Here is a 19,336-nt window from a genome sequence, read left to right as displayed (position 1 = left end):
GCTTATGGCTGTTACAGCTCATCAGAGCCATGAACACTGCTGTTGCTGCTATTTCCTGAGCTATTATCAGCGTGAATAGCATGTGCCAGCGAACTCATATCAAACTCACGCTGGCGACCAAAGACCACTTCAGAAATATCACGCTTCATAGATGCGTAGCTGGTGTCTACCCCCGCAGTGCTGCAGGCTCTAGCGCTTACTTGGGGGGAGCAGTACATAGCGTAAGCGTAACAGTTGTTTGCTGACATATGACTGGTTGATCTAATTAACCTCTTCCGTTTAAGGGCGCGCTCAACTTCACGCTTTGAGTAGTATCTTTTCTTGCCGTACTGAGCCCTTAGATCTTTAAGCAATCTCGTAAGCTGTCTGATTTTCCATCGCCTAAAAAGACGTTTAAGCATCGTAAACTTCCTTATTGAGCAAAGCGTTAACACAACGAAATAGCCCGGCGGTAGCTTGATGTTATAATGACATTCCTGCTGCAGCACGAGAGAAAACATCAGTTTCTCGCTCTTGTTGAGCTCAATCCGGTGGGACACCAGTCACTCGCTCGATGGGATGGATGATGTTCTACAAGTCGCTTTTCATTTCGTCAGGTGAAAAAGTGAGTGTGTTTTGCTTTCTGTTGAGCTGCGAGAGTTAGTGAAAGCTCCTTAAAAAAGCGCCATGAAACAAGCATGAAGTCATGTAAAACTACTGACCGCAATATACAGCTATCTCGTCTGTCTTTGGTGTTTCGGCTTTAAAAGCCGAAATGGACGCAGGGATAACTTCACCGTTATAGGTCATAGCGACATACTCATAGTACTGAGGTTCAACCGCTTCCGAAATGATAAAGCTAGGGTGCCCCTTTTTTGCAAAAAATACCGTGTAGTCAGACACATTGAATTCGGGATGATCGCTGGAATGATAGACTCTAATCTTATCCGCGTTAGCCATGGCAAAGTCATTTAGATAGGCTGACCAATCAGCGTACCACTCGCTATCGTCAGGCTTTGTATTTCCCACTACAGCGATAGCATCCCCAGAATGATATTGTTGGCATATAGCTGCCGTGTCTTTTACCGCGCTAGTCGTCGCCTCACATGCAACACAGCCAGCGAGTAGCAGCACGGAAATAATAGTTCTTAAAAACATTGTGGTGTCCTCATTAAACGACAAGTGGAAGCATGTGGTTGTTGACAACAGAGTGAATCGACCAGCCTTTCGTAGACCACTCGTTAGTTGTAATTTCTAAGTTTCTCATAAGCCAGCGGAGGCATGTCTCCAACGTTGCTGGATTGTCTGGCTGAGAGCATCAATGCTAATTTTTCCCTGCTCCGTTAAATCCGGCCATTCGTACCTTTTCAAGACTGGTGCTGGCCATCGCAGCGATCTCTTGCGGAAAGACTGGCACCTTTGATTTGCTCCAGTTTAAGCAGGCTCGCGGGCCCCCCCGACGCGATGGTTAACTGATTCAGATTTAATGCTTTTAACACTACCTCTACTGGACTTGAGGAACACTTGTTGAGAGGGTGAGGGGTGGGGGCTGAGGCTTGCCTCCAATAGAAAAGGCTCATGTTAGGTAACCCATGCGCCTTTTTGCATTTGTTACCTGACTAAATTCGCTTCGGGAAAAAGACCTCTTTTGTTTTTCCTGAACGAATCAATGCATGCATCGTGCTTGCGAACATGACGGGATCTGTTTCGAGCAGTTTGATTCTGTCCAGGTACTCAGACAGGTAACCTGACACCAAGAACAGCAGCATATCCACACCTTTTAGGTCGTATCGCATCAGTTGCCAAAGTCGGGGGCAGTCTTGTTTTAGTCGACGGCTGTATGATGCGCAGTCAGCTAACATACCATTCGCTTGTAGTAGACCAGCTAAAACCGTTGCCAAGTTGCCTTTGGCTGCTTTTCTTAGGGCTCTGAATTCTTTTTTAACTTTTCTGCTTAAATCAGGCGACTTAAGTATTTGAAGAGAGATGTTGTAGATGATGATGGAGGTGAGTGCTTGCGTGGTTCTCACGCCTATCTGTTTACCAATGATTCGACCGCTGGTACCTTGCAACAGGCTTTGGGCGTCTGCCAAGTCGGGTAACGAGGGGGTCGGAATAATGCCTAGTTCGCCAGCCACTTTCAGAAAGCCCTTGTCGTAATCTGTGGGTACTTTAATGGCACCCGCTTTAGCGACCGCATGAATGTATTCATGTGGCAACAAAGAGACATAGGTGCTGACAACCGTTGTTACACACTGTGCCACGGGACTAAGAATGGCAGCAATATCCAGGTCCATCGATTTGCGTATTACCGCCGTAAACGCATCCAATACGACAAGGTTTTCTCCCCCGACCTGTTTGAATCGCTCTTCGCCTGCTAACCCTAATCCTTCTGCGGTTCTCGTTGCGCCTTGGGCGATACGTGTCGGCTTTTTAATTGCCTGTGCGTGAACGCCGTCAACGACACCCGCAAGTAGCGTAGATTGGTCGTTTAGACTACCTATGAACACATCGTATGACGTATCGGCTGTGACACGCCGGTATGAGGGGGTGTGGCACCCAAAGTCGCATGCTTCCCACTTTCGTTGGTAGAAGGCGTCGTTTTCCATATGTTGGACATTGGAGAAGGGGAGAGCTTTGTACGCTTGAACGTACTTCTTAACACCCAGTTCGCTAACTAAGTTTCCATCATGAGCCATGAGTAATTCCTTTTACTATTTGTTGTTGATGCTATCTATCAGCTGATTAAATTGAGCAAGAATCCTTTCTTTGCTTTCAAGGGGAGTATGAAGCGTGACATACGATTGATGATCCACATATTGCATCTCAATCACTTCGACATAGTAGGCTGTGTCTAGCTCGTCATTGAGATTAACTTCGACAAAGTAGCCTCGGCCCTGCTGGCGATCGACTTCACCGTGAGTGAGTTTGACTGAATCGCGCTGTGCCATGGGAATGGCATCAGCCATGTATTGTTGCAGGTATAGTTCTAAGTTTGGTCTGGTTGCGCTGTTATCGAAGATCTCGATGCGAGCTCTAGATGCTATCGATGTTGAAAGTGTGATAAGGCGCTGTGTTGCTTGTAGGTAGTCATCCTGTGATACGTCCCAATCTTGTGGGAGCACCATTGAAAATCCATCTTTATGGTAGGCTGTGCCAGCTGGGGGCGTCGGTTCGCTGCAACCGCTTAGTAACGAGCAGCATATAACGATTAATGTAAAAAAAAGACGGCTGGGGAAGTTGTTGGCTTTGTTCATTATCTGGTCCTCCGTGACGCAAGGGACTATAGCTTTCTCAGTATGCACTGACAACCTTGATTGCCGATTATGTAATCAACATAACAGTCTACTTAACTGACTAATTTCTAAATTACTTTTTCCTTTTGTGTTGCTGTTTAAAAGATCAGAGCTATTGATTTCACGTATGCATTCCAATGACCTGTTTTTTTCAATAAGTTGCGCGCTGGATGGTTATTCTAGTCATTTAGTTTCTTAGCCAACAGACTAAATAACAGAGTAATGATCACTGACGAAACGATGTAGGCAGGTACGGTCGTTTGGAGCATCATTAATCCGTTTTCAACGCGTTGTTCTTCGGTTAGAAATGGAGTCGCCTGAGTATTGAATGAATAGTTGTATATGATGAAATTCAAAACACAAATTAAGACGCCCATCAGTGTATAAGCAAAATATTTTTTCATCGACTTAACTTCCTAAATCCATTTTTCTAGCGCTAACTTCTGCCTACAAGCCGTCCGCTTGAATAGCTGTTACCAATTTCCTTGGTGCGACCTAACGCTATAGGCGTCGCTACGAGTGTGCACTCATTAACGGGCTACGGTTTGTCCCAAAAGGTTTCTGTCACTTGGCCATTCTCATTCACGACAAGGTAAAAATAGCGGCTTAGTACGAGCTCAGATTGATAGCGATTTAAAGCGGTCAGCTGTTCGTCTGTAGGGGCGTTGTAATACATCACGTACACTTTATCTTGCTTGTCTTGTATCGGGGCTTCTTGCTCAATCAAGGTCAATTGAACATTCCGAACACCGCCCTTTAACGCCTCAACGTCTATGGCGGCATGCTGTTGCAAGAAGGTGTGCTTCCAGAACTCCAAGTGATCGGCAATGCTTAGCACTCTTGCTTTTTCGATGGCAAGTGCCTCCTCTTTTAGATACAGAGCCACCTGAGACCAGGCGATGTAAGCAAGCATCACCACCGTCAGAATGATTGAACTTCGGCTTATCTTAATCACTGTCATCTCCCCCTACTCATACGCTAGGTTGACCTATTTGTTGTTCCCTGCAGTTGGGCTCAGATTGAAGGAGTCAGGCAGCAGTTGATGCTCGTCGTTACCCATCTGATACGCTTTATCCCAAAGCTCAACTTGGCCCTTGGGATAAGGCGGATACCACTGGACGTTTATTTAGCTGGTTCTATACGGTTGCAGCAACCGCTTAGTAGTTGTTGCTCTGGGGTGAGCAACATGACTTCATATTCATAGCTGAAATCGGACATGCCATCTGAACACTGATTGGTTTTGCTGAGAGCTACGGATACCGACGCGCTATCGGCACCGGTTGCAGTTAAAAACCAACGGTTGGTGTGATTGCTACTGGTGATAGCTTTGGTTAATTTAAACTGGCCTTGGACGCTATCCATGTCTTCTAAGACAATCGTCTTGTCCTTTAACTCCAATGACCAGAAAGGTTCGGTGCCAAGGCATTTTAGTGAGCCAAACTCTGCGTCTTGCTGATTGCCATCTTCAGCACATGCCGTTGTTATTAGCAGGCTGAAAAAAGCCGCTATCAGGTAACTATTTCTTCGCACAATCTCACCTCATTAAGCCAATTTTTGTGCCGCGATGGGGCCAAAAAGTTTTTGTTTGGCAATCAGAATCAGCATCAGGAGCTTACTCACTGCAAGATTCTACTTTGACGATAATGCTACCTTCTACTGTTAGTTGAATTCATTGATTTTTTTATGATCTTACTCTGTCGTCATGTCTCAGAAGTCGCAGCACGTTCGTTTCTGGTCAGCTTTCTTTGACCTCACTCATGGAATACTTATCCGGTTCTCTCTAGAGTGTTGTCAACTTGTTGATTTTTTGTTACTTTTTTGTTCGTTTTGTCCGAGGGTGAGTTGAGCTAGAGGCCGGTAGTTATGCGTCTTGAGCCTTAACTGTCTTCTTTCTCTTTTATTCTCTAGAGGTCTCAGAAGTTGGTTATTCATACGTTCAAGTTGTCGATTCTATGCCTTGCTATGGCCTGTGCTGGTTGTGGAGGAGGAGGCGGCGGTGATGATCCCGTTATGCAAGCCGATGCTGACCAAGACGGTATTATTGATAATGTCGATTCTTGCCTAAATACCCCGGCCGGTATGACTGTTGATAGTGAAGGATGTGAGATCGTTCCAGACGATACGGTTGGCGATGACGACGATACCGTTGGCGATGACGACGATACGGTTGGCGATGACGACGATACGGTTGGCGATGACGACGATACCGTTGGTGATGACGACAATGAGGTTATTGCCGAGGTGTGTACTGAGATAAAGGCCGTTGATTTTGCACGATATGCCGATATCACTGGTTTTTCTAATGCGACTAAAGACACCAAAGCCGGATTGGAGCTATTACAAATAGCTGAATCGGGAGCGACTGCTGCTGCACAACAGACATACACTGGTATCGATAGTGATGTGATATTTAAGCTGCATACCATACAAGAAGCGGACGGTGAGCCGAGCTATGTGCTCAAAGTTAATGGCACCTCGGTTGGTCAGGCTACTAATACCCGCATACACGGCACTGATACGCCAGAGTACAGCCTCGAAACTCATGTGCTGAATAGTGCATTTTTCTCATTACAAACGAACGACTTTATCCAACTAGAGTTTACTAATCATGCCAATGGCTTGGTGATGAATGGTGATGTCGCCGATAGCGCCCGCGCTCGTTGGTTTAGTTTGAATATTTGTACTGAAGGTACAGACCAAGACAGTGACGGTGTTGCTGATGCGGTGGATCAATGCCCGAATACACCGGAAGGTAGCGTTGTAGATAGTGACGGTTGTGTAGAGCTTCCAGCTGCGGGCGGTGATGAGGTGATCACGGGTGAGTTACGTCAATGGCACAAGGTCACCATCTCCTTTAATGGGCCTGAAGTGGCTGAAACAGACACGATTAACCCGTTCACGGACTATCGTATGGATGTCACTTTCTCTAACGGTGATAGCCGTTATGTGGTGCCGGGCTTTTTTGCCGCAGACGGTGATGCGGCTAACAGCGCTGCGGACGAAGGTAACCAATGGCGGGTTCATTTCTCTCCTGACAAGGTGGGAGAATGGAAATATGAAGTATCATTTCGCACTGGTGAGAATGTTGCCCTAAATGCGAATGCATTAGCAGGGCAGTCCGGTGGCGACATCGACGGTGTCTCAGGGGTATTTGTTGTCGCTGATAGCGACAAAACTGGCAGGGATTTCCGCGGTAAAGGCCGCTTACAGTACGTCGGTGAACGTTATCTACGTTTTGCGGACAGCGGAGAGTACTTTCTGAAACAGGGTTCTGATTCCCCTGAAAATTTGCTGGCTTATGCTGACTTCGACGGTGACTTTAAGTCGGACAGTCATAAAGACGATAAGATAAAAACCTGGCAACCCCATGTTGCAGACTGGAATAACGGTGATCCGACTTGGCAGGATGATAAAGGAAAGGGCTTAATCGGCGCGGTTAATTATCTCGTCAGCGAAGGTCAGAACGTTATCTCTTTTCTGACCATGAATATTGAGGGTGACGACCAAAACGTCTTCCCCTACACAGATTATGATGAGCGCTATCGTTTTGATGTTTCTCGTTTAGCTCAGTGGGACGTTGTTTTTTCCCATATGCAGAACAACGGCATCTTCCTGCATTTCAAAACTCAAGAAACTGAAAATGATCATCTGCTTGATAACGGCGAATTAGGTGCCCAGCGCAAGCTTTACTACCGTGAATTGATCGCCCGTTTTGGCTACCACCTGGCATTGAATTGGAATTTAGGTGAGGAGAACACGCAATCGACTCAGCAGGTACAGGATATGGCGAGCTACTTTGCCGCGAACGATCCTTATCAGCATCCCGTTGTTCTGCACACATACCCTGGCCAAAAAGATCAGGTTTATGGGCCGCTATTAGGTGATCAATCTGATTTGCATGGTGCTTCAATGCAAATGGGCCAAGCAGACTTCAGCGATGTTCATAGTCAGGTACTGGAGTGGATTCGGCGCTCAGAAGAGACCGGGAAAGCCTGGATAATTTCGGTCGATGAACCCGGTGATGCGAAGTTTGCGTTACGGCCAGATGATAACGCTGGTGATAGTCAGGTCGATGGGCGTAAAAATGGTGTTTGGGGTACGTTGATGGCAGGGGGAGCCGGCAACGAATGGTACTTTGGCTACGATTATGCTCACTCAGATTTAACGTTGGAAGATTTTCGGAGCCGAGACGCTTGGTGGGATGTCACACGCTATAGCCTTGAGTTCTTTAAAAACAATAACGTCCCTTTCTGGGATATGGTTAACGACAACAGTATCAGTAGTGCTGAAAATGACTATGGCTTCTATAAAGCGAACGACACTTATGTGGTTTATTTGAAGCAGGGTGGCAGTACGGAATTAGATCTGAATGGTGCATCTGGTACATATGAAGTTGTCTGGTTCGACCCTCGTAACGGGGGAGAACTGCAACAGGGATCTGTGACGGGTGTTGTTGGCGGTGGCTTCGTTGATTTGGGTGAGCCGCCTCAGGAGCCTTCTTCTGATTGGGTTGTTTTGGTGCGACGAGATGATGATTTGGTCATCCCTCCGGTTGTGCCACCTGTTGACCCTGATGAAGACCTTTACGTTGATGTGGATGGCCTGGTGATTATTGAGGCCGAACATACCACCGATGCGTTGGGTGAATGGATTGTGAAGCAAGCGGTAGCCGGGTATACCGGTTCCGGTCATGTTGAATTCACCGGTCCAAATTCATATTCCGCCCCGCAGTCAGCAATATCCTATCGCTTTAAAGTCTCGCAGCCAGGTGATTATCAACTGTATATCCGCGCGCATAAGCGATTAGACGGCGAAGCTGCTGACAAAAACAATGATGCATTTTTCCGTTTGGAAGGGGATTTTGAAGCCAGTACGAGTCATGAAAAAAATGCCGCATTAGCACTACTGAAGAACGACACTAAAATTTTTGGTGGCAGCGCCACTGGATGGGGCTGGGCTACGCAGCTCAACCCTAAACATGGGGAGTTTTATAACCCGGTGTACAAACTGAAAGCGGATACGGAGTATAGGTTTGTGATGAGCGGCCGCTCGACAAAGTTCAACGTAGACCGTTTTATCTTCAGGCATAGCAGTGTCGGTGTTGCGACCGCGAAAGATCCATCGCTTCCTGAGACACTACAATAAGCTGGCTGAGTGACTCAGAGCACCGTGCTCTGAGTCACTGCTTGTTGAGCCAGTCCTATATGATCACCAGACAATGTCCGACACCCACAAGTCTTGCGGCGCTTGAAGCCCAGAGTGACTGTAGTTGCGCAGAGATTGGTTTTAACTGGGATGCTGATATAGTTGACGTTACCAGCACGCTGTTTTCTTCGGTACTTATGTCATGAAAACCACCCCTGAAAAACTACTAAAAAAGCGGCCTGAGCTTATTCATACCGATGATTGCCAGGTGAACTCCCATGTACAGCGGGAGGAGGGGGATTGGATCCGCCACACATTGATGATCGAAGGTTACGAGGTGCCATTTGTATTTAAGCGGCAGAAGCAATATCAGTCTCTAAAGGGCGCGCGGGTTAATCTTAGTTACTACCCCGAGACCAAGTCCGTGGCAGGATTTGAGATGGAGTTTATGAAGGTAGTGCGTGTGCGTCGCGCTTGATTTAACTCGTTGACCTGACTAGCCATAATCCCCATCTGGTGCGATGGCTAAATGATGCATGTTTTATGCTGTTCACGCTGTGTACATGGATTTTGGCAGCGCCTGTTGATTTGTCTGCTTAGCTGAACCTGTGACTCGGTTTATATATGAACGCCTACTCAATTAGATTGACGACTCTGTGCGTATTCATACGTTGTTTAAGCAGTTTTTTTATTTCGTCGGTGGGGGCGAGAGCAATGGCTTGCTCAGCATTTTTCTCTGCTGAATCGAGTTCATTGGCGCGATATTGTAAATCGGCAATTACCGCATACCAATGATATGAGCAGCTAAGCCAGGTTGGGATGTTTGCCTGTTTAATAATTTGTAAGCCATCAGCCGGATTTTTGTATTGTGCCGTGGCTAAGGCTCGGTTCAACAAATGCATAGGTGAGGGAGCGAAGGTTTCTAAAAGTTTATATGCGGCAGCGATCTTCTCCCAGTTGGTGCTATCGTAATTTTTTGCCAGGCAGTGTTCAGCAGCAATACCTGCCTCGATATGGAATCTTGAAATAGCGTCTCCACTGGCCGATTGTTCTAGATAAACCAAGCCCTGGACTATTTGTGATTGGTTCCATTTGCATCTGTCTTGATCTGCCAACAGTACCAATCCTGAGTCGTCTCTTCGACTATCTAATCGCGCCAAGTTAAAGTGCATGAGGGCTAGCAAAGCAAGAGTAGCTGGCACATTACCTAACTTGTTTTGAGACAAAACCAAGGTCAGTCGCGTCGCTTCTTCACACAAGTCTTTGCGAATAGCGGTGTCAGGGTGAGAAGAGAGGTAGCCTTCGGTAAACATGAGATACAACACGTTATGTACCGTCGCGATACGCTCGTTTACCTGACTGTCTGATAATTCATTGAGGAGCCGTGGCTGACTTTTTAAGTATTTTTTTGCGCGGGTGAGCCGCTTGTAGACATTGGCTTCAGTTATAAAAAGTCTGGTGGCTATTTCAGGCACGCTAAATCCGCAGAGGCTTTTGAGGGTAAACACCAGCTGTGAGGCCACTGGAATGTTTTTGTCACACGCCAGAAAAAGCATGCGCAGAAGTGAATCGGCTAATTCGGAGGAAAAGCTAACATCAAGGTGCTCACTTGTTGGCTCATCCCGTGCTGTTTGTTCTTGATGCAATAAGTGATGGTGCCGTTGATCTGCCCGCAATTCAGAAAGGATCTCTCTTAGGGCTACTTTATAAAGCCAAGCGGCAGGGGTGTCAGGCGGTTGATTGCCAGGCCAGTGCGTTAGCGCTTTAAACATGGCTGTTTGTACGGCGTCTTCGATTGTCTCAAGATGCTGTATACCAAATTTACGCGCCAAGCTCGCCACGAGAGCGCCATACTCGTGGCGAAACAAATGCTCCGTTAACGTTTGTTGGATTTTATTGTTCAAGGCGTTGATATTTCTCTTATCTCTAAGCTGGTGGCTGGGTTTGCCACCATTGGACTCGCTTGAATGACCCTAACCGCTGTCGCCAGGCTATCGGCGCTTAGGAGCATGTAGCCACCGACCATCTCTTTTACTTCAATAAAAGGGCCATCCTTAACGGCATCGCTACTTACTACTGCCCCCTCTTTTGATAAGGCGCCCCCCATATCAAGAATGTTGTCTGCAAACTGGCTTTGCCAAGCTTGATATTTTGCATACATGGCCTCCATGTCTGACGGTGAGGGCTTTTCACAGCCCCCTGCAGAGTTTCGCAAAATACACATATATTTTTTATTACCCACGCTATTGCTCATTACTTGGCTCCTGACTGTTATTGAGGTGTAGCAGGTTATTTCATACTAACAATGTAATGACGCACAACAGATGCAGAGTTGGACACTTATTTTTAGAAAATTCATAAATGGCTATATACATATCTTAGATGACGCATCTAGGTTGTTTGTGTTGCCTTTTGGTATCGCTAACCATATTAGGATTTAATGTGTTAGCTGTCTCTTGTTTGTATTATTTTTATCCACGTTAAGTTTAAGTTGATATTAAGCGGTGTTGATCTAGCTCATTGATTTGATGTGCCTTTGTTTTTGTTTTGTGATCGGTTGAAGATAGTTATTTATTCGTTTGAATAAATAATTTTGTCACATGTAAGGTGTTACGGTGTATCAGTAAGGCGATAGTTATAATCGCTTAATGATACATTGTGTCAATTCAATTATTAGTCTGAACTGTATAAGGAAGTAATTAATGAAAGCTGTTTTATCATTGCTATTGGGCGCTGCTGTTTTATTTGGTCATGGGGTTAATGCACAAGAAGTAAAGCTGCTACAAGCCACATCCACTATTGATTTCTCATTTGCCAATTTCTTTAAAGGCGACATCCTGGTTGAGAATCTGGCCTATGACAAAAAAGTCACTGTCGTTGCTAGCATCAACGGGGAAGAGTGGCAGGAGTATGAAGCTAATTACGCAGAGTCATTAGACAATGGCTTGGAGTTATGGCGCTTTTCTGAGATGAGCCCCTATTCTTTGTCTGAGTACCAGTTTGCCATCAAGTACGAAGTGAATGGGGAAACTTTCTGGGATAACAACAACCACTCTGACTACCTTCTGACCAAGGTTGAAGGTGGGCGAGTTGAGAATAACTTTATCCTGCATTCTGATTTCATGATTAAGAACCAGAAGATGAATGATTGGTATCGTTCTCGAGATGGTTTCTACTACATGACCGGCACGCTCTACCTGCAAAACTTAGGTTTCGAGAAGCAGGTGGATGTTGTTTACACCACCGATGGTTGGCAAACCGTGGAAACGGCTGAAGCCAGGTACGTTGATTCAAACAATGATGGCTCGTCTGAGGAATGGAGTTATTCACTAAAGAGTGAAGTCGCTAATCAGCATGTTGAGTTCGCAATTCGCTATCGCGTGAATGGTGATGAGTATTGGGACAACAACTTTGGCCGTAATTACAGCCGTTAAGTTTGTCTTGAGCTGTTGCCTTTAGATTGAGAAAAGAGTGACAGAGTGTCTATGGCTACCGCAGCATAAATGCTCTGTCATTTTCTAGTTTTTAGGCGGATTCAAATCACCTGAGATAGGCTTGTTCGCGTTGTATGAGAACAACGACGCGGCGCCTTTGAAGTTGAACATCAACAGAAGTTTTTACATGAAGCCGCGGTGATTGCAGCACCGATGACTAAAGTGGCGACAAGTTGTTTGTCACCACTTTCTATTGTCATGACTTGTTATTGTCATCACTGCTGCGTTTGTCGATATTAGCTGAATTCGCTGACATCAATTCCTAGCAACTTACCAATGCCCTCACCGTAAGCGGGATCGGCTTTGTAGCAGTGTTTAAGATGACGTAGTTGGATCTCTTTAGGTACGCCATCCAGATTTCTTGCCGTGTTATCGAATAAGATCGCCTGCTTCTCTGGCGTCATCAGACGGAAGAGGTCGCCAGGCTGGCTAAAGTAGTCTTCATCTTCCCGATGATCCCAATGCGCTGCTGCGCCGTCCAAGCTTAACGGTGGCTCTGAGAAATCAGGCTGTTCTGCCCACTCCCCCTGATCGTTGGGCTCATACCCCAAGGTGCCGCCGTGATTGCCATCAACACGCATAGCACCATCGCGATGGTAACTATGAACCGGGCAGCGAGGTGCATTCACCGGGATGCTGTGATGGTTCACGCCTAAGCGGTATCGCTGTGCATCGCCGTAGGAAAACAGACGGCCTTGCAGCATTTTATCTGGCGAGAAACTGATCCCCGGCACCACACTTGCGGGGTTAAAGGCGGATTGCTCGACTTCTGCGAAGAAATTCTCAGGGTTGCGGTTCAGCTCCAATACGCCCACTTCCATCAATGGGTAGTCTTTATGAGGCCAGATCTTGGTCAGATCAAACGGGTTATAGGGTACTTTTGCGGCGTCTGCCTCCGGCATGATCTGTACTTTCATCGTCCATTTGGGAAAGTCTTGGTTGTCGATGCTGTCGAGCAGATCGCGCTGATGGCTTTCTCGGTCTTTGCCTATTAGTGCCTCGGCTTCGGCATCGGATAAGTTTTTAATGCCCTGTTGTGATTTGAGATGAAATTTGACCCAAAAGCGTTCGTTGTTGCTGTTGATAAAGCTAAAAGTATGGCTACCAAAACCATGCATATGACGATAGGTTGCTGGAATGCCGCGATCACTCATGACAATGGTGATTTGGTGGAGTGCCTCGGGCAGGGATGTCCAGAAATCCCAGTTGTTTTTCGCGCTACGCATGTTGGTTCTTGGATCGCGTTTCACCGCGTGATTCAAATCCGGGAACTTCAGGGGATCACGTAAAAAGAATACCGGGGTGTTGTTCCCCACCAGATCCCAGTTTCCCTCTTCAGTGTAGAACTTCACTGCGAAACCACGGATATCACGCTCAGCGTCGGCTGCACCCCGTTCGCCGGCTACCGTGGTAAAGCGTGTAAACAGCTCAGTTTTCTTACCTACTTCTGAGAATATCTTCGCCTTGGTGTACTGAGTAATATCATGAGTCACGGTGAATGTGCCATAAGCGCCTGAGCCTTTGGCATGCATTCGACGCTCTGGGATCACTTCGCGATCGAAGTGAGCGAGTTTTTCTAGAAACCAAACATCTTGCAGCAGCTGTGGGCCTCTCTTACCGGCCGTTTCTACATTTTGATTATGGGCAACAGGACAGCCTGCTGCCGTTGTTAGCTTCTTACTCATAAGGGGAGCCTCTGTTTTTTGATGCGACTATCACGAAGTCAAAAACTGAATTTAGAGCATAGGTTCGATAACTTTTTTACGCCAAGTGATGGCTTGTTTTCAATCAAATTTACCTAGCTTTACGTTTGTATTCTTTTGTTAATAAATCTTGGACGGACGAGGCATAGAAGGGGCATTGAAAATGAAAAAAGCAGCAGGCCAGGCCTGCTGCTTTTGGGGTTGTGTATCGGTTTATCTGTGCGTTTTACTGTATCTCAAGTACCGCAAATGAGTTTGCTGCCACGTCGACGCTGAAGCTGCCGCCGCTGACGGTCACGTTGGTCTCGTTATATGTGCCATTCGCGCTATCGGGCGTGAGTAAGCGATAACTGCCGTCAGTGAGGTTGTTGAAAGTGTAGCTAAACGCTGCGCCTTTGGTCAGGGCTACGTAGGCTGCTACGCCGCCCAAATCACGTTTAAATGCGGCGTGATCGCCTTCGATAAGCAGGTCGATCTGAGTCCCTTTCTGCAGCGCGGTAGACGAGCTTCGTAGGCTGTTAAGCATCTGCAGATGCTTATACAGTGCCGGGCGATTATTTTTGGCGTAGCTGATCCCTTCTGAGCCCAACATCCAACGCGCGACTACATCATCTTTTTCTGTGGTGGTGATGTAATGTGGCCAGCTTGAATAGAGTACCTCTGTACCGTAGAACACGACCGGCAAGCCGCGGAATAGGTAAACAAAGTTAAGGTTATTCATGTACTGCGTTTGCGACAGGATACCGTTGGCACGGGTGACATCGTGGTTGTCGACAAACGTAGCTAGATAGGTTGGATCGTAGATCCCTGATGCATCGCCATCTGCCCCGGCAATACGAGCGTAACCGTTGCCATCGTCAAAGCCCGTTTCACCTTTAAAGGCTTTGCCCATCCACCCTGGGAAGTCCATCGAAGAACCATGCAGGTCGAGCATGTGGAATCTCTTACCTTCACCGTTATAGATCAGGTCAACAGCTGCCGTACGATCACCGGTCCATGCTTCACCGCACATATAGAAGTTGTCGTTGCCTTTACTACGCGCGTGCTCGTCCATCGCTAACGTAAACTCTTCCCAGAAATCGGCACTCATGTAAGACACTGTATCGATGCGGAACGCGTCTACACCGTGGTCGATAAAGCGCTTATAGACGTTGATCAGGTGGGCTTTAGCATTTTTGCCATCTTCGCCGTTTTCGTTGAAGTCGAGCAGGTCTAACAGCCAGGTGCCATTACTGTAGCTGAAGAAACCGTTGCTGCTTGTTGTGCCTTCGTAGTAAGGGTCTTGATCACCAAACTTCCAAATCTGGCCATCCATCTTAATTTCCAGCGCTTTGTCCGCCCACTTACTCTTTGAGCCGACTACGGAGTCGCCGGGTTGACCATGATTGACGACGATATCCAGCATCAATTTCATGCCACGGGCATGCAACGCTTCAACCAGTGCGTCAAAGTCGCTCCAGCCGTCATTGTCTTTGCCAGAGGAGTGCAGGTGCGGATCGATTTGGTCGAAGTCAGCGCCCCAATAGCCATGGAAAGCAGATGCTTCATACTGACCGTCAGCGTTAAAGCGACGCCCTTCAGGTTGTTTCACTACCGGTGTGATCCAAATGGCGGTGAATCCCATGCCCTGAATGTAATCAAGGTTATCCATGATCCCTTTAAAGTCACCACCGTGATAGTAGGACAGAGGACCTGTTTTGCTGGTATCGCTGATCTTGTATTTATCCGCCGCACCGTTTGGCAGGTATTCATCACCCCAAATATTGTTATTGCTGGTATCGCCGTCGGCAAAACGGTCAGTCATGATGAAATAGACGTTCTCAGAACGGAAATCACCGTCATTGCCGTTGTCGCCTATGGTGTATGAGAAGGTTGAGATTGCGTCATTGCCGGTGGCATCAACTGCGAGAACTTTCAGCACCAAATCCGCACCCGTGTCTTGGATGTCTGTTGCTTGGTAGGTTTTGTCGTTACAAGGAGTTGAAGCTGTAGTGGGTGTTGACCCATCGGTGGTGCAGTAGATCTTAGCGGCGGGATCCTGGTCGTCGGTCACGCTTAAGCTAATTGTTTGTGCTTCCAGGTAGGTGCCAGGGTTTGGTGAGGCAGTGACGACTGGCGCTTTTCTATCGACACCGTCATCAAACTCCGTAACGTCAATATCTTTGCTGTTAGCATTGAAGCAGATGTCATAGGTGGTGTTACCTACGACGGTATAGTCTTGCGCCGGATAGTTTTCGATCCAGTCACCATGATGATCGATCTTGAAGCGTGGATCGTCAGATCCAAATGTTTGCGTTGTACAGTAGTTCACACTATCCGTGGTGGTCATCAAGGTTGTCGCCCAATCATTTGGCGTACCTCGGAAATACCAGCGATCATCGCCCTGGCCATCTTCTTCGACCGAAATGGTGACACTAGCGGTGCTATCGGCACCTTGATCGTCCGTCACTGTCAGGCTGATGGTTTGTTGGCCGAGGGTGTCAAATACCACGGTAATACTGGTGCTGCTGTCGCCTGTGCTCCAGTCATAGGTAACGATGGAGCCATCACTATCGCTAGAGTTGTCAGCGTCGAAAGTAAGGGAATCACCCAGAGTGACCGTTTGTGCTGTATTTGGATTGATAACGGCAATGGGTTTCTGATTGCCGCCGTCATCGACGAGAGTGATTGTATAACGCAATGTTTCGTCGTTAACCTCTACGACGTAATTGCCAATCACATTAGTAAAGATATCGCCACCACCAAAAGTGAGCTGGCCATTACTGCCGCCATAGTTCTGAGACCAGTTTCCGGTAACATCAAGCTTGAATCTTTGCTCGGTCTGACCGTCGAAGCTGACCGTTGTTTGCCAGGTATTATTCGCCGTCAATGTCATCGGGGTGGCAGCCCAGTTATTTGGCGTGCCGCGGAAATGCAAACTGGCGAAGTTATGGGCGAATTGGCCATCATCGTCATCGCCGTCACAATTGCCGACGGGATCTGCCGTGATGCTGGTGCTATCTACCAAGAACGTGATGAGGTAACTCTGATTTGGATCGACGGTAACATCGCTGTCGGGGTAGTTCTCGTTCCAGTTACCGTATCGGTCGATCTTAAAACGCGGCCCACCTGTGGCATCGCCAGACCCAAACGTGGTACATAGTTGATATTTGTTATCAGTGACTTGCTCGAGTTGCGTGGTGCCCCAGTTGTTGGCGGTTCCTCGAAAAAACCAATCCGCTTGTGCGGGTAGCGTGAGTAGGGACAGACCGGCCGCTACAGCTATTGTACGGTACCTCATAAGAGATCCTTATTTTAATTATGTAATAGAAAATGGTTAGTAGGGTGCTTCTTCAACGCGTTGGCTCCGCGTTGCTTTAAGGCGATATAAGCTGATTTGCTTATCATCGTTGAAAGTCAGTTTTGCTAGGCGGGTGTTAGCGTTAACGTGGGTGAAAATAAACCATTTTTAGGTTTATTTTTGAGCAAGTTTTAATAAGTGTGATTTTCTTCTCATGGTAAGTGGAACAAAGAAGATCTGACGCACACTAATTAGGTGTAGTTAAGTAACCTCTTGAAAGTAAAGCGGTTGAGTGTCATTGAAACTATTCGCCTGGCATTCTTATAATATTGAAAATTGAAATGATCCAGGTCAATTAGAGTTCGACTTTTTTAATTTTTAAGTTAAGCAAAATGATTCTTAACATCTGGCTGTTGCGGTGAGATGTTCGATGCCAGATCATGTGTCATCCGTTAAAGATATTTGCGGCTTGGTAAGACTAATTAGGGATGTTTTTTGCTTGAAAACACCCGTCCTGCTGATGCCGAACGGGTGCTGTTTTTGCTAATAAGTGCTGTTTACTTCTCTGTTAATTTAACGTCGTCAACAATAAAGCTGCTACCGGCGTTCGGGCCAAAGAAGTGGATCGCAGCTTCCTGCAGTGCACCCGATAGCTCTAAGGTGACTTCACCGCTTAACATGGTCCATTCTGTGGTTGCGCTGACTTTATCAAGCCTGATCCAATGACGACCCGTGTCATCGACATACGTCAATCGAGCTTCAATGTTGCCACTGCCTGAAGCCATGCGAGTCCATGCTTCAAGTGCGTAACTCTTACCGTTGTCTAGTTTTGTGGTGACCAACTGTCTGGGGCCATCGTACCAGGCCCAACGACGGTAGCTTTGCAGCGCATAGTTTCCGCTGTGGGCGCTCGCAGTTAGTTTTATTCTTCCCCAAAAACCTTCAGTCCAATTGGTGACATTACCCTCTTCAAGGTTGCCGTTATCGATCAGGTTATCAGGTTCGGTCGGATCGGTTGGATCTGTTGGATCTGTTGGATCGGTTGGGTCCGTTGGGGCTTGGTCTTCTGCGACAACGCTGACTTGATCCAGGTAGAACTCGCGACCCGCTTCAGGTCCGTAGAACAGGATATAGGCACTTTCGATGCTGGTTGAATCCGTTAGATCCAATTCGGCGTTTATCTCAGTCCATCTGTCTGAAGAGATACCGATTTTACCCAGACTAATAAAGCGAGAACCGTTATTGTCAGTGATTCCTATAGTGGCCGAACCCGGTTGAGAGCCGTCGCCCTTTAACTTCATCGCCCCAGAAACTTTATACTTTTTGCCTGGTGTTAGGCTGTTTGTCAAAGTATATGCTGGGCCTGAATAGCTATATGGGCGACTAAACGAACGCACACTTTGCTCGCCGGTATATCGCTTGATCTGGTCCAGTGCGACTTGGGCGTCATATTGACCGAACCACGGTGTTAAGCCATTTTCAAAGCTGGCATTGGTGATTAGGTTGCCGTCGATAGTGGGGACTTCACGGATCGGATCAGCCGGATCTGTATCTCCGCCGCCGTCACCGCCATCGCCGCCGTCACCGCCGTCACCGCCGTCACCACCATCACCACCATCACCGCCATCGGTATGCTTGGTTGGATAGAAATCAGCCATTTGAGCTGAGATTTGGTTTACTGCGTAGGAAGCATCCGCTGAATTAGCGGCGTTTCTGTCTACGCCGCAGGGCAGGCCATCACAGATACTGATGCGGGGGTTAGAGAATACGTCGATATAGTTATTGGTATTGAACAGATGGGCGTAGGTCATGATGGTACCAAAGCGGTAGTCAACACCGTGGCCTAGACCATAGGTGAAGATGCCACCACTGGTGTCCTGTTTTCGGTCGTGGCCTAGTCCCATGTTGTGGCCCACTTCGTGAGCAAAGGTTAAGGCACCACAGTTTGAACCAGAAATTGAGAATGCATAGTTCTTAAACCATGAGCTCATCTGTCCATCACCAGAGCCGACATAGCCTAAGCCACATGCGCCGCCTGAAGCGACCGTGAGGTAGGCGACGACATCGGCGCCGTGTTCGGCACGCATCTCCTTGACGGTTGCGTCATTGAGGAAATTGCTCAAGCTACTCCCATCAACAGCATTTACACCGTTAACAGCGAGTTTTTGTTGGTGTACTAAGCGCAGCCGTACGTTCATATCACTGGCTTGGTATGCGCTATTGGAATAGGAGATAAGTTGGTTTACGTAGGTTTCTATTGCACCTCGGCGATCCTGCTCTGCAGCCGTATCATAGAGCACCATTACATCAACAATATCGTTAGCAGCGACCGCCGTGGTTACCGCCATCATTGATACTGAACCGATCAAAGAAAGCGCAACGCTTTTTGATCTATTTCCAAATTTTTGCGAGAAAGACATCCGTATTACCTATGTGATT

At 47.2% G+C, this 19,336-nt stretch carries 14 protein-coding genes; 3 read left to right on the top strand and 11 right to left on the bottom strand.

Going from position 1 to position 19,336, the window contains the following annotated elements; translation table 11 throughout:
* Positions 1 to 11: 11 nt before the first annotated feature.
* The 6 genes from EZV61_RS19685 to EZV61_RS14765 form a co-directional block, all read right to left on the bottom strand.
* Positions 12 to 401 (bottom strand): DUF6559 family protein, encoded by a 390-nt coding sequence (locus EZV61_RS19685; RefSeq protein WP_338068554.1) that lies wholly within the window; start codon positions 399 to 401, stop codon positions 12 to 14.
* Positions 402 to 693: 292 nt separating this feature from the next.
* A complete protein-coding gene (locus tag EZV61_RS14785; RefSeq protein WP_131416569.1) occupies positions 694 to 1,137 on the bottom strand; it encodes a hypothetical protein in 444 nt (147 codons plus the stop codon).
* A gap of 461 nt (positions 1,138 to 1,598) precedes the next feature.
* Positions 1,599 to 2,678 (bottom strand): hypothetical protein, encoded by a 1,080-nt coding sequence (locus EZV61_RS14780; protein WP_130567699.1) that lies wholly within the window; start codon positions 2,676 to 2,678, stop codon positions 1,599 to 1,601.
* Positions 2,679 to 2,693: 15 nt separating this feature from the next.
* Positions 2,694 to 3,107 carry a hypothetical protein gene (locus EZV61_RS14775; protein WP_131416567.1) on the bottom strand — a complete coding sequence of 138 codons (414 nt, stop codon included), beginning with the start codon at positions 3,105 to 3,107 and terminating at the stop codon, positions 2,694 to 2,696.
* A gap of 706 nt (positions 3,108 to 3,813) precedes the next feature.
* Positions 3,814 to 4,230 (bottom strand): hypothetical protein, encoded by a 417-nt coding sequence (locus EZV61_RS14770; protein WP_131416565.1) that lies wholly within the window; start codon positions 4,228 to 4,230, stop codon positions 3,814 to 3,816.
* A gap of 167 nt (positions 4,231 to 4,397) precedes the next feature.
* A complete protein-coding gene (locus EZV61_RS14765; protein ID WP_131416563.1) occupies positions 4,398 to 4,805 on the bottom strand; it encodes a hypothetical protein in 408 nt (135 codons plus the stop codon).
* A 390-nt stretch (positions 4,806 to 5,195) separates the two neighbouring features.
* Between EZV61_RS14765 and EZV61_RS14760 the strand changes: the two genes are divergently transcribed.
* Together EZV61_RS14760 and EZV61_RS14755 are read left to right on the top strand one after the other, a co-directional pair.
* Positions 5,196 to 8,420: a DUF5060 domain-containing protein gene (locus tag EZV61_RS14760; protein WP_205695393.1), complete on the top strand. Its 3,225-nt coding sequence runs from the start codon at positions 5,196 to 5,198 to the stop codon at positions 8,418 to 8,420.
* Between the two features lie 202 nt (positions 8,421 to 8,622).
* The gene (locus EZV61_RS14755) at positions 8,623 to 8,898 is read left to right on the top strand and encodes a hypothetical protein (RefSeq protein WP_114339149.1); all 276 of its coding nucleotides are present in this window, start codon (positions 8,623 to 8,625) and stop codon (positions 8,896 to 8,898) included.
* A gap of 154 nt (positions 8,899 to 9,052) precedes the next feature.
* Here the strand turns inward: EZV61_RS14755 and EZV61_RS14750 are convergent, their stop codons facing one another.
* Together EZV61_RS14750 and EZV61_RS14745 are read right to left on the bottom strand one after the other, a co-directional pair.
* On the bottom strand, positions 9,053 to 10,261 hold the full coding sequence (locus tag EZV61_RS14750; RefSeq protein WP_240695217.1) for an RNA polymerase sigma factor: 1,209 nt from the start codon (positions 10,259 to 10,261) through the stop codon (positions 9,053 to 9,055).
* Positions 10,262 to 10,320: 59 nt separating this feature from the next.
* Positions 10,321 to 10,674, bottom strand: a complete 354-nt coding sequence (locus tag EZV61_RS14745) for a YciI family protein (protein ID WP_240695215.1) — start codon at positions 10,672 to 10,674, stop codon at positions 10,321 to 10,323.
* 448 nt (positions 10,675 to 11,122) lie between these two features.
* Between EZV61_RS14745 and EZV61_RS14740 the strand changes: the two genes are divergently transcribed.
* A complete protein-coding gene (locus EZV61_RS14740; protein WP_131416559.1) occupies positions 11,123 to 11,854 on the top strand; it encodes a carbohydrate-binding protein in 732 nt (243 codons plus the stop codon).
* Between the two features lie 296 nt (positions 11,855 to 12,150).
* Here EZV61_RS14740 and katE2 read toward each other — a convergent pair whose 3' ends face one another.
* From katE2 to mep72, 3 genes are all read right to left on the bottom strand, one after another.
* Positions 12,151 to 13,599, bottom strand: a complete 1,449-nt coding sequence (katE2, locus tag EZV61_RS14735) for a catalase KatE2 (protein ID WP_131416557.1) — start codon at positions 13,597 to 13,599, stop codon at positions 12,151 to 12,153.
* Positions 13,600 to 13,843: 244 nt separating this feature from the next.
* The gene (locus tag EZV61_RS14730; RefSeq protein ID WP_131416555.1) at positions 13,844 to 16,897 is read right to left on the bottom strand and encodes an alpha-amylase family glycosyl hydrolase; all 3,054 of its coding nucleotides are present in this window, start codon (positions 16,895 to 16,897) and stop codon (positions 13,844 to 13,846) included.
* 557 nt (positions 16,898 to 17,454) lie between these two features.
* Positions 17,455 to 19,248 carry a biofilm-associated metzincin protease Mep72 gene (mep72, locus tag EZV61_RS14725; protein WP_165569624.1) on the bottom strand — a complete coding sequence of 598 codons (1,794 nt, stop codon included), beginning with the start codon at positions 19,246 to 19,248 and terminating at the stop codon, positions 17,455 to 17,457.
* Between the last annotated feature and the right edge of the window lie 88 nt (positions 19,249 to 19,336).

It is taken from the genome of Corallincola luteus, assembly GCF_004336975.1.
In the GTDB taxonomy this organism is placed as follows: domain Bacteria; phylum Pseudomonadota; class Gammaproteobacteria; order Enterobacterales; family Neiellaceae; genus Corallincola; species Corallincola holothuriorum.
Note: the sequence above shows the minus strand (reverse complement) of the source record. Positions and strands in the feature narration are given on the sequence as shown.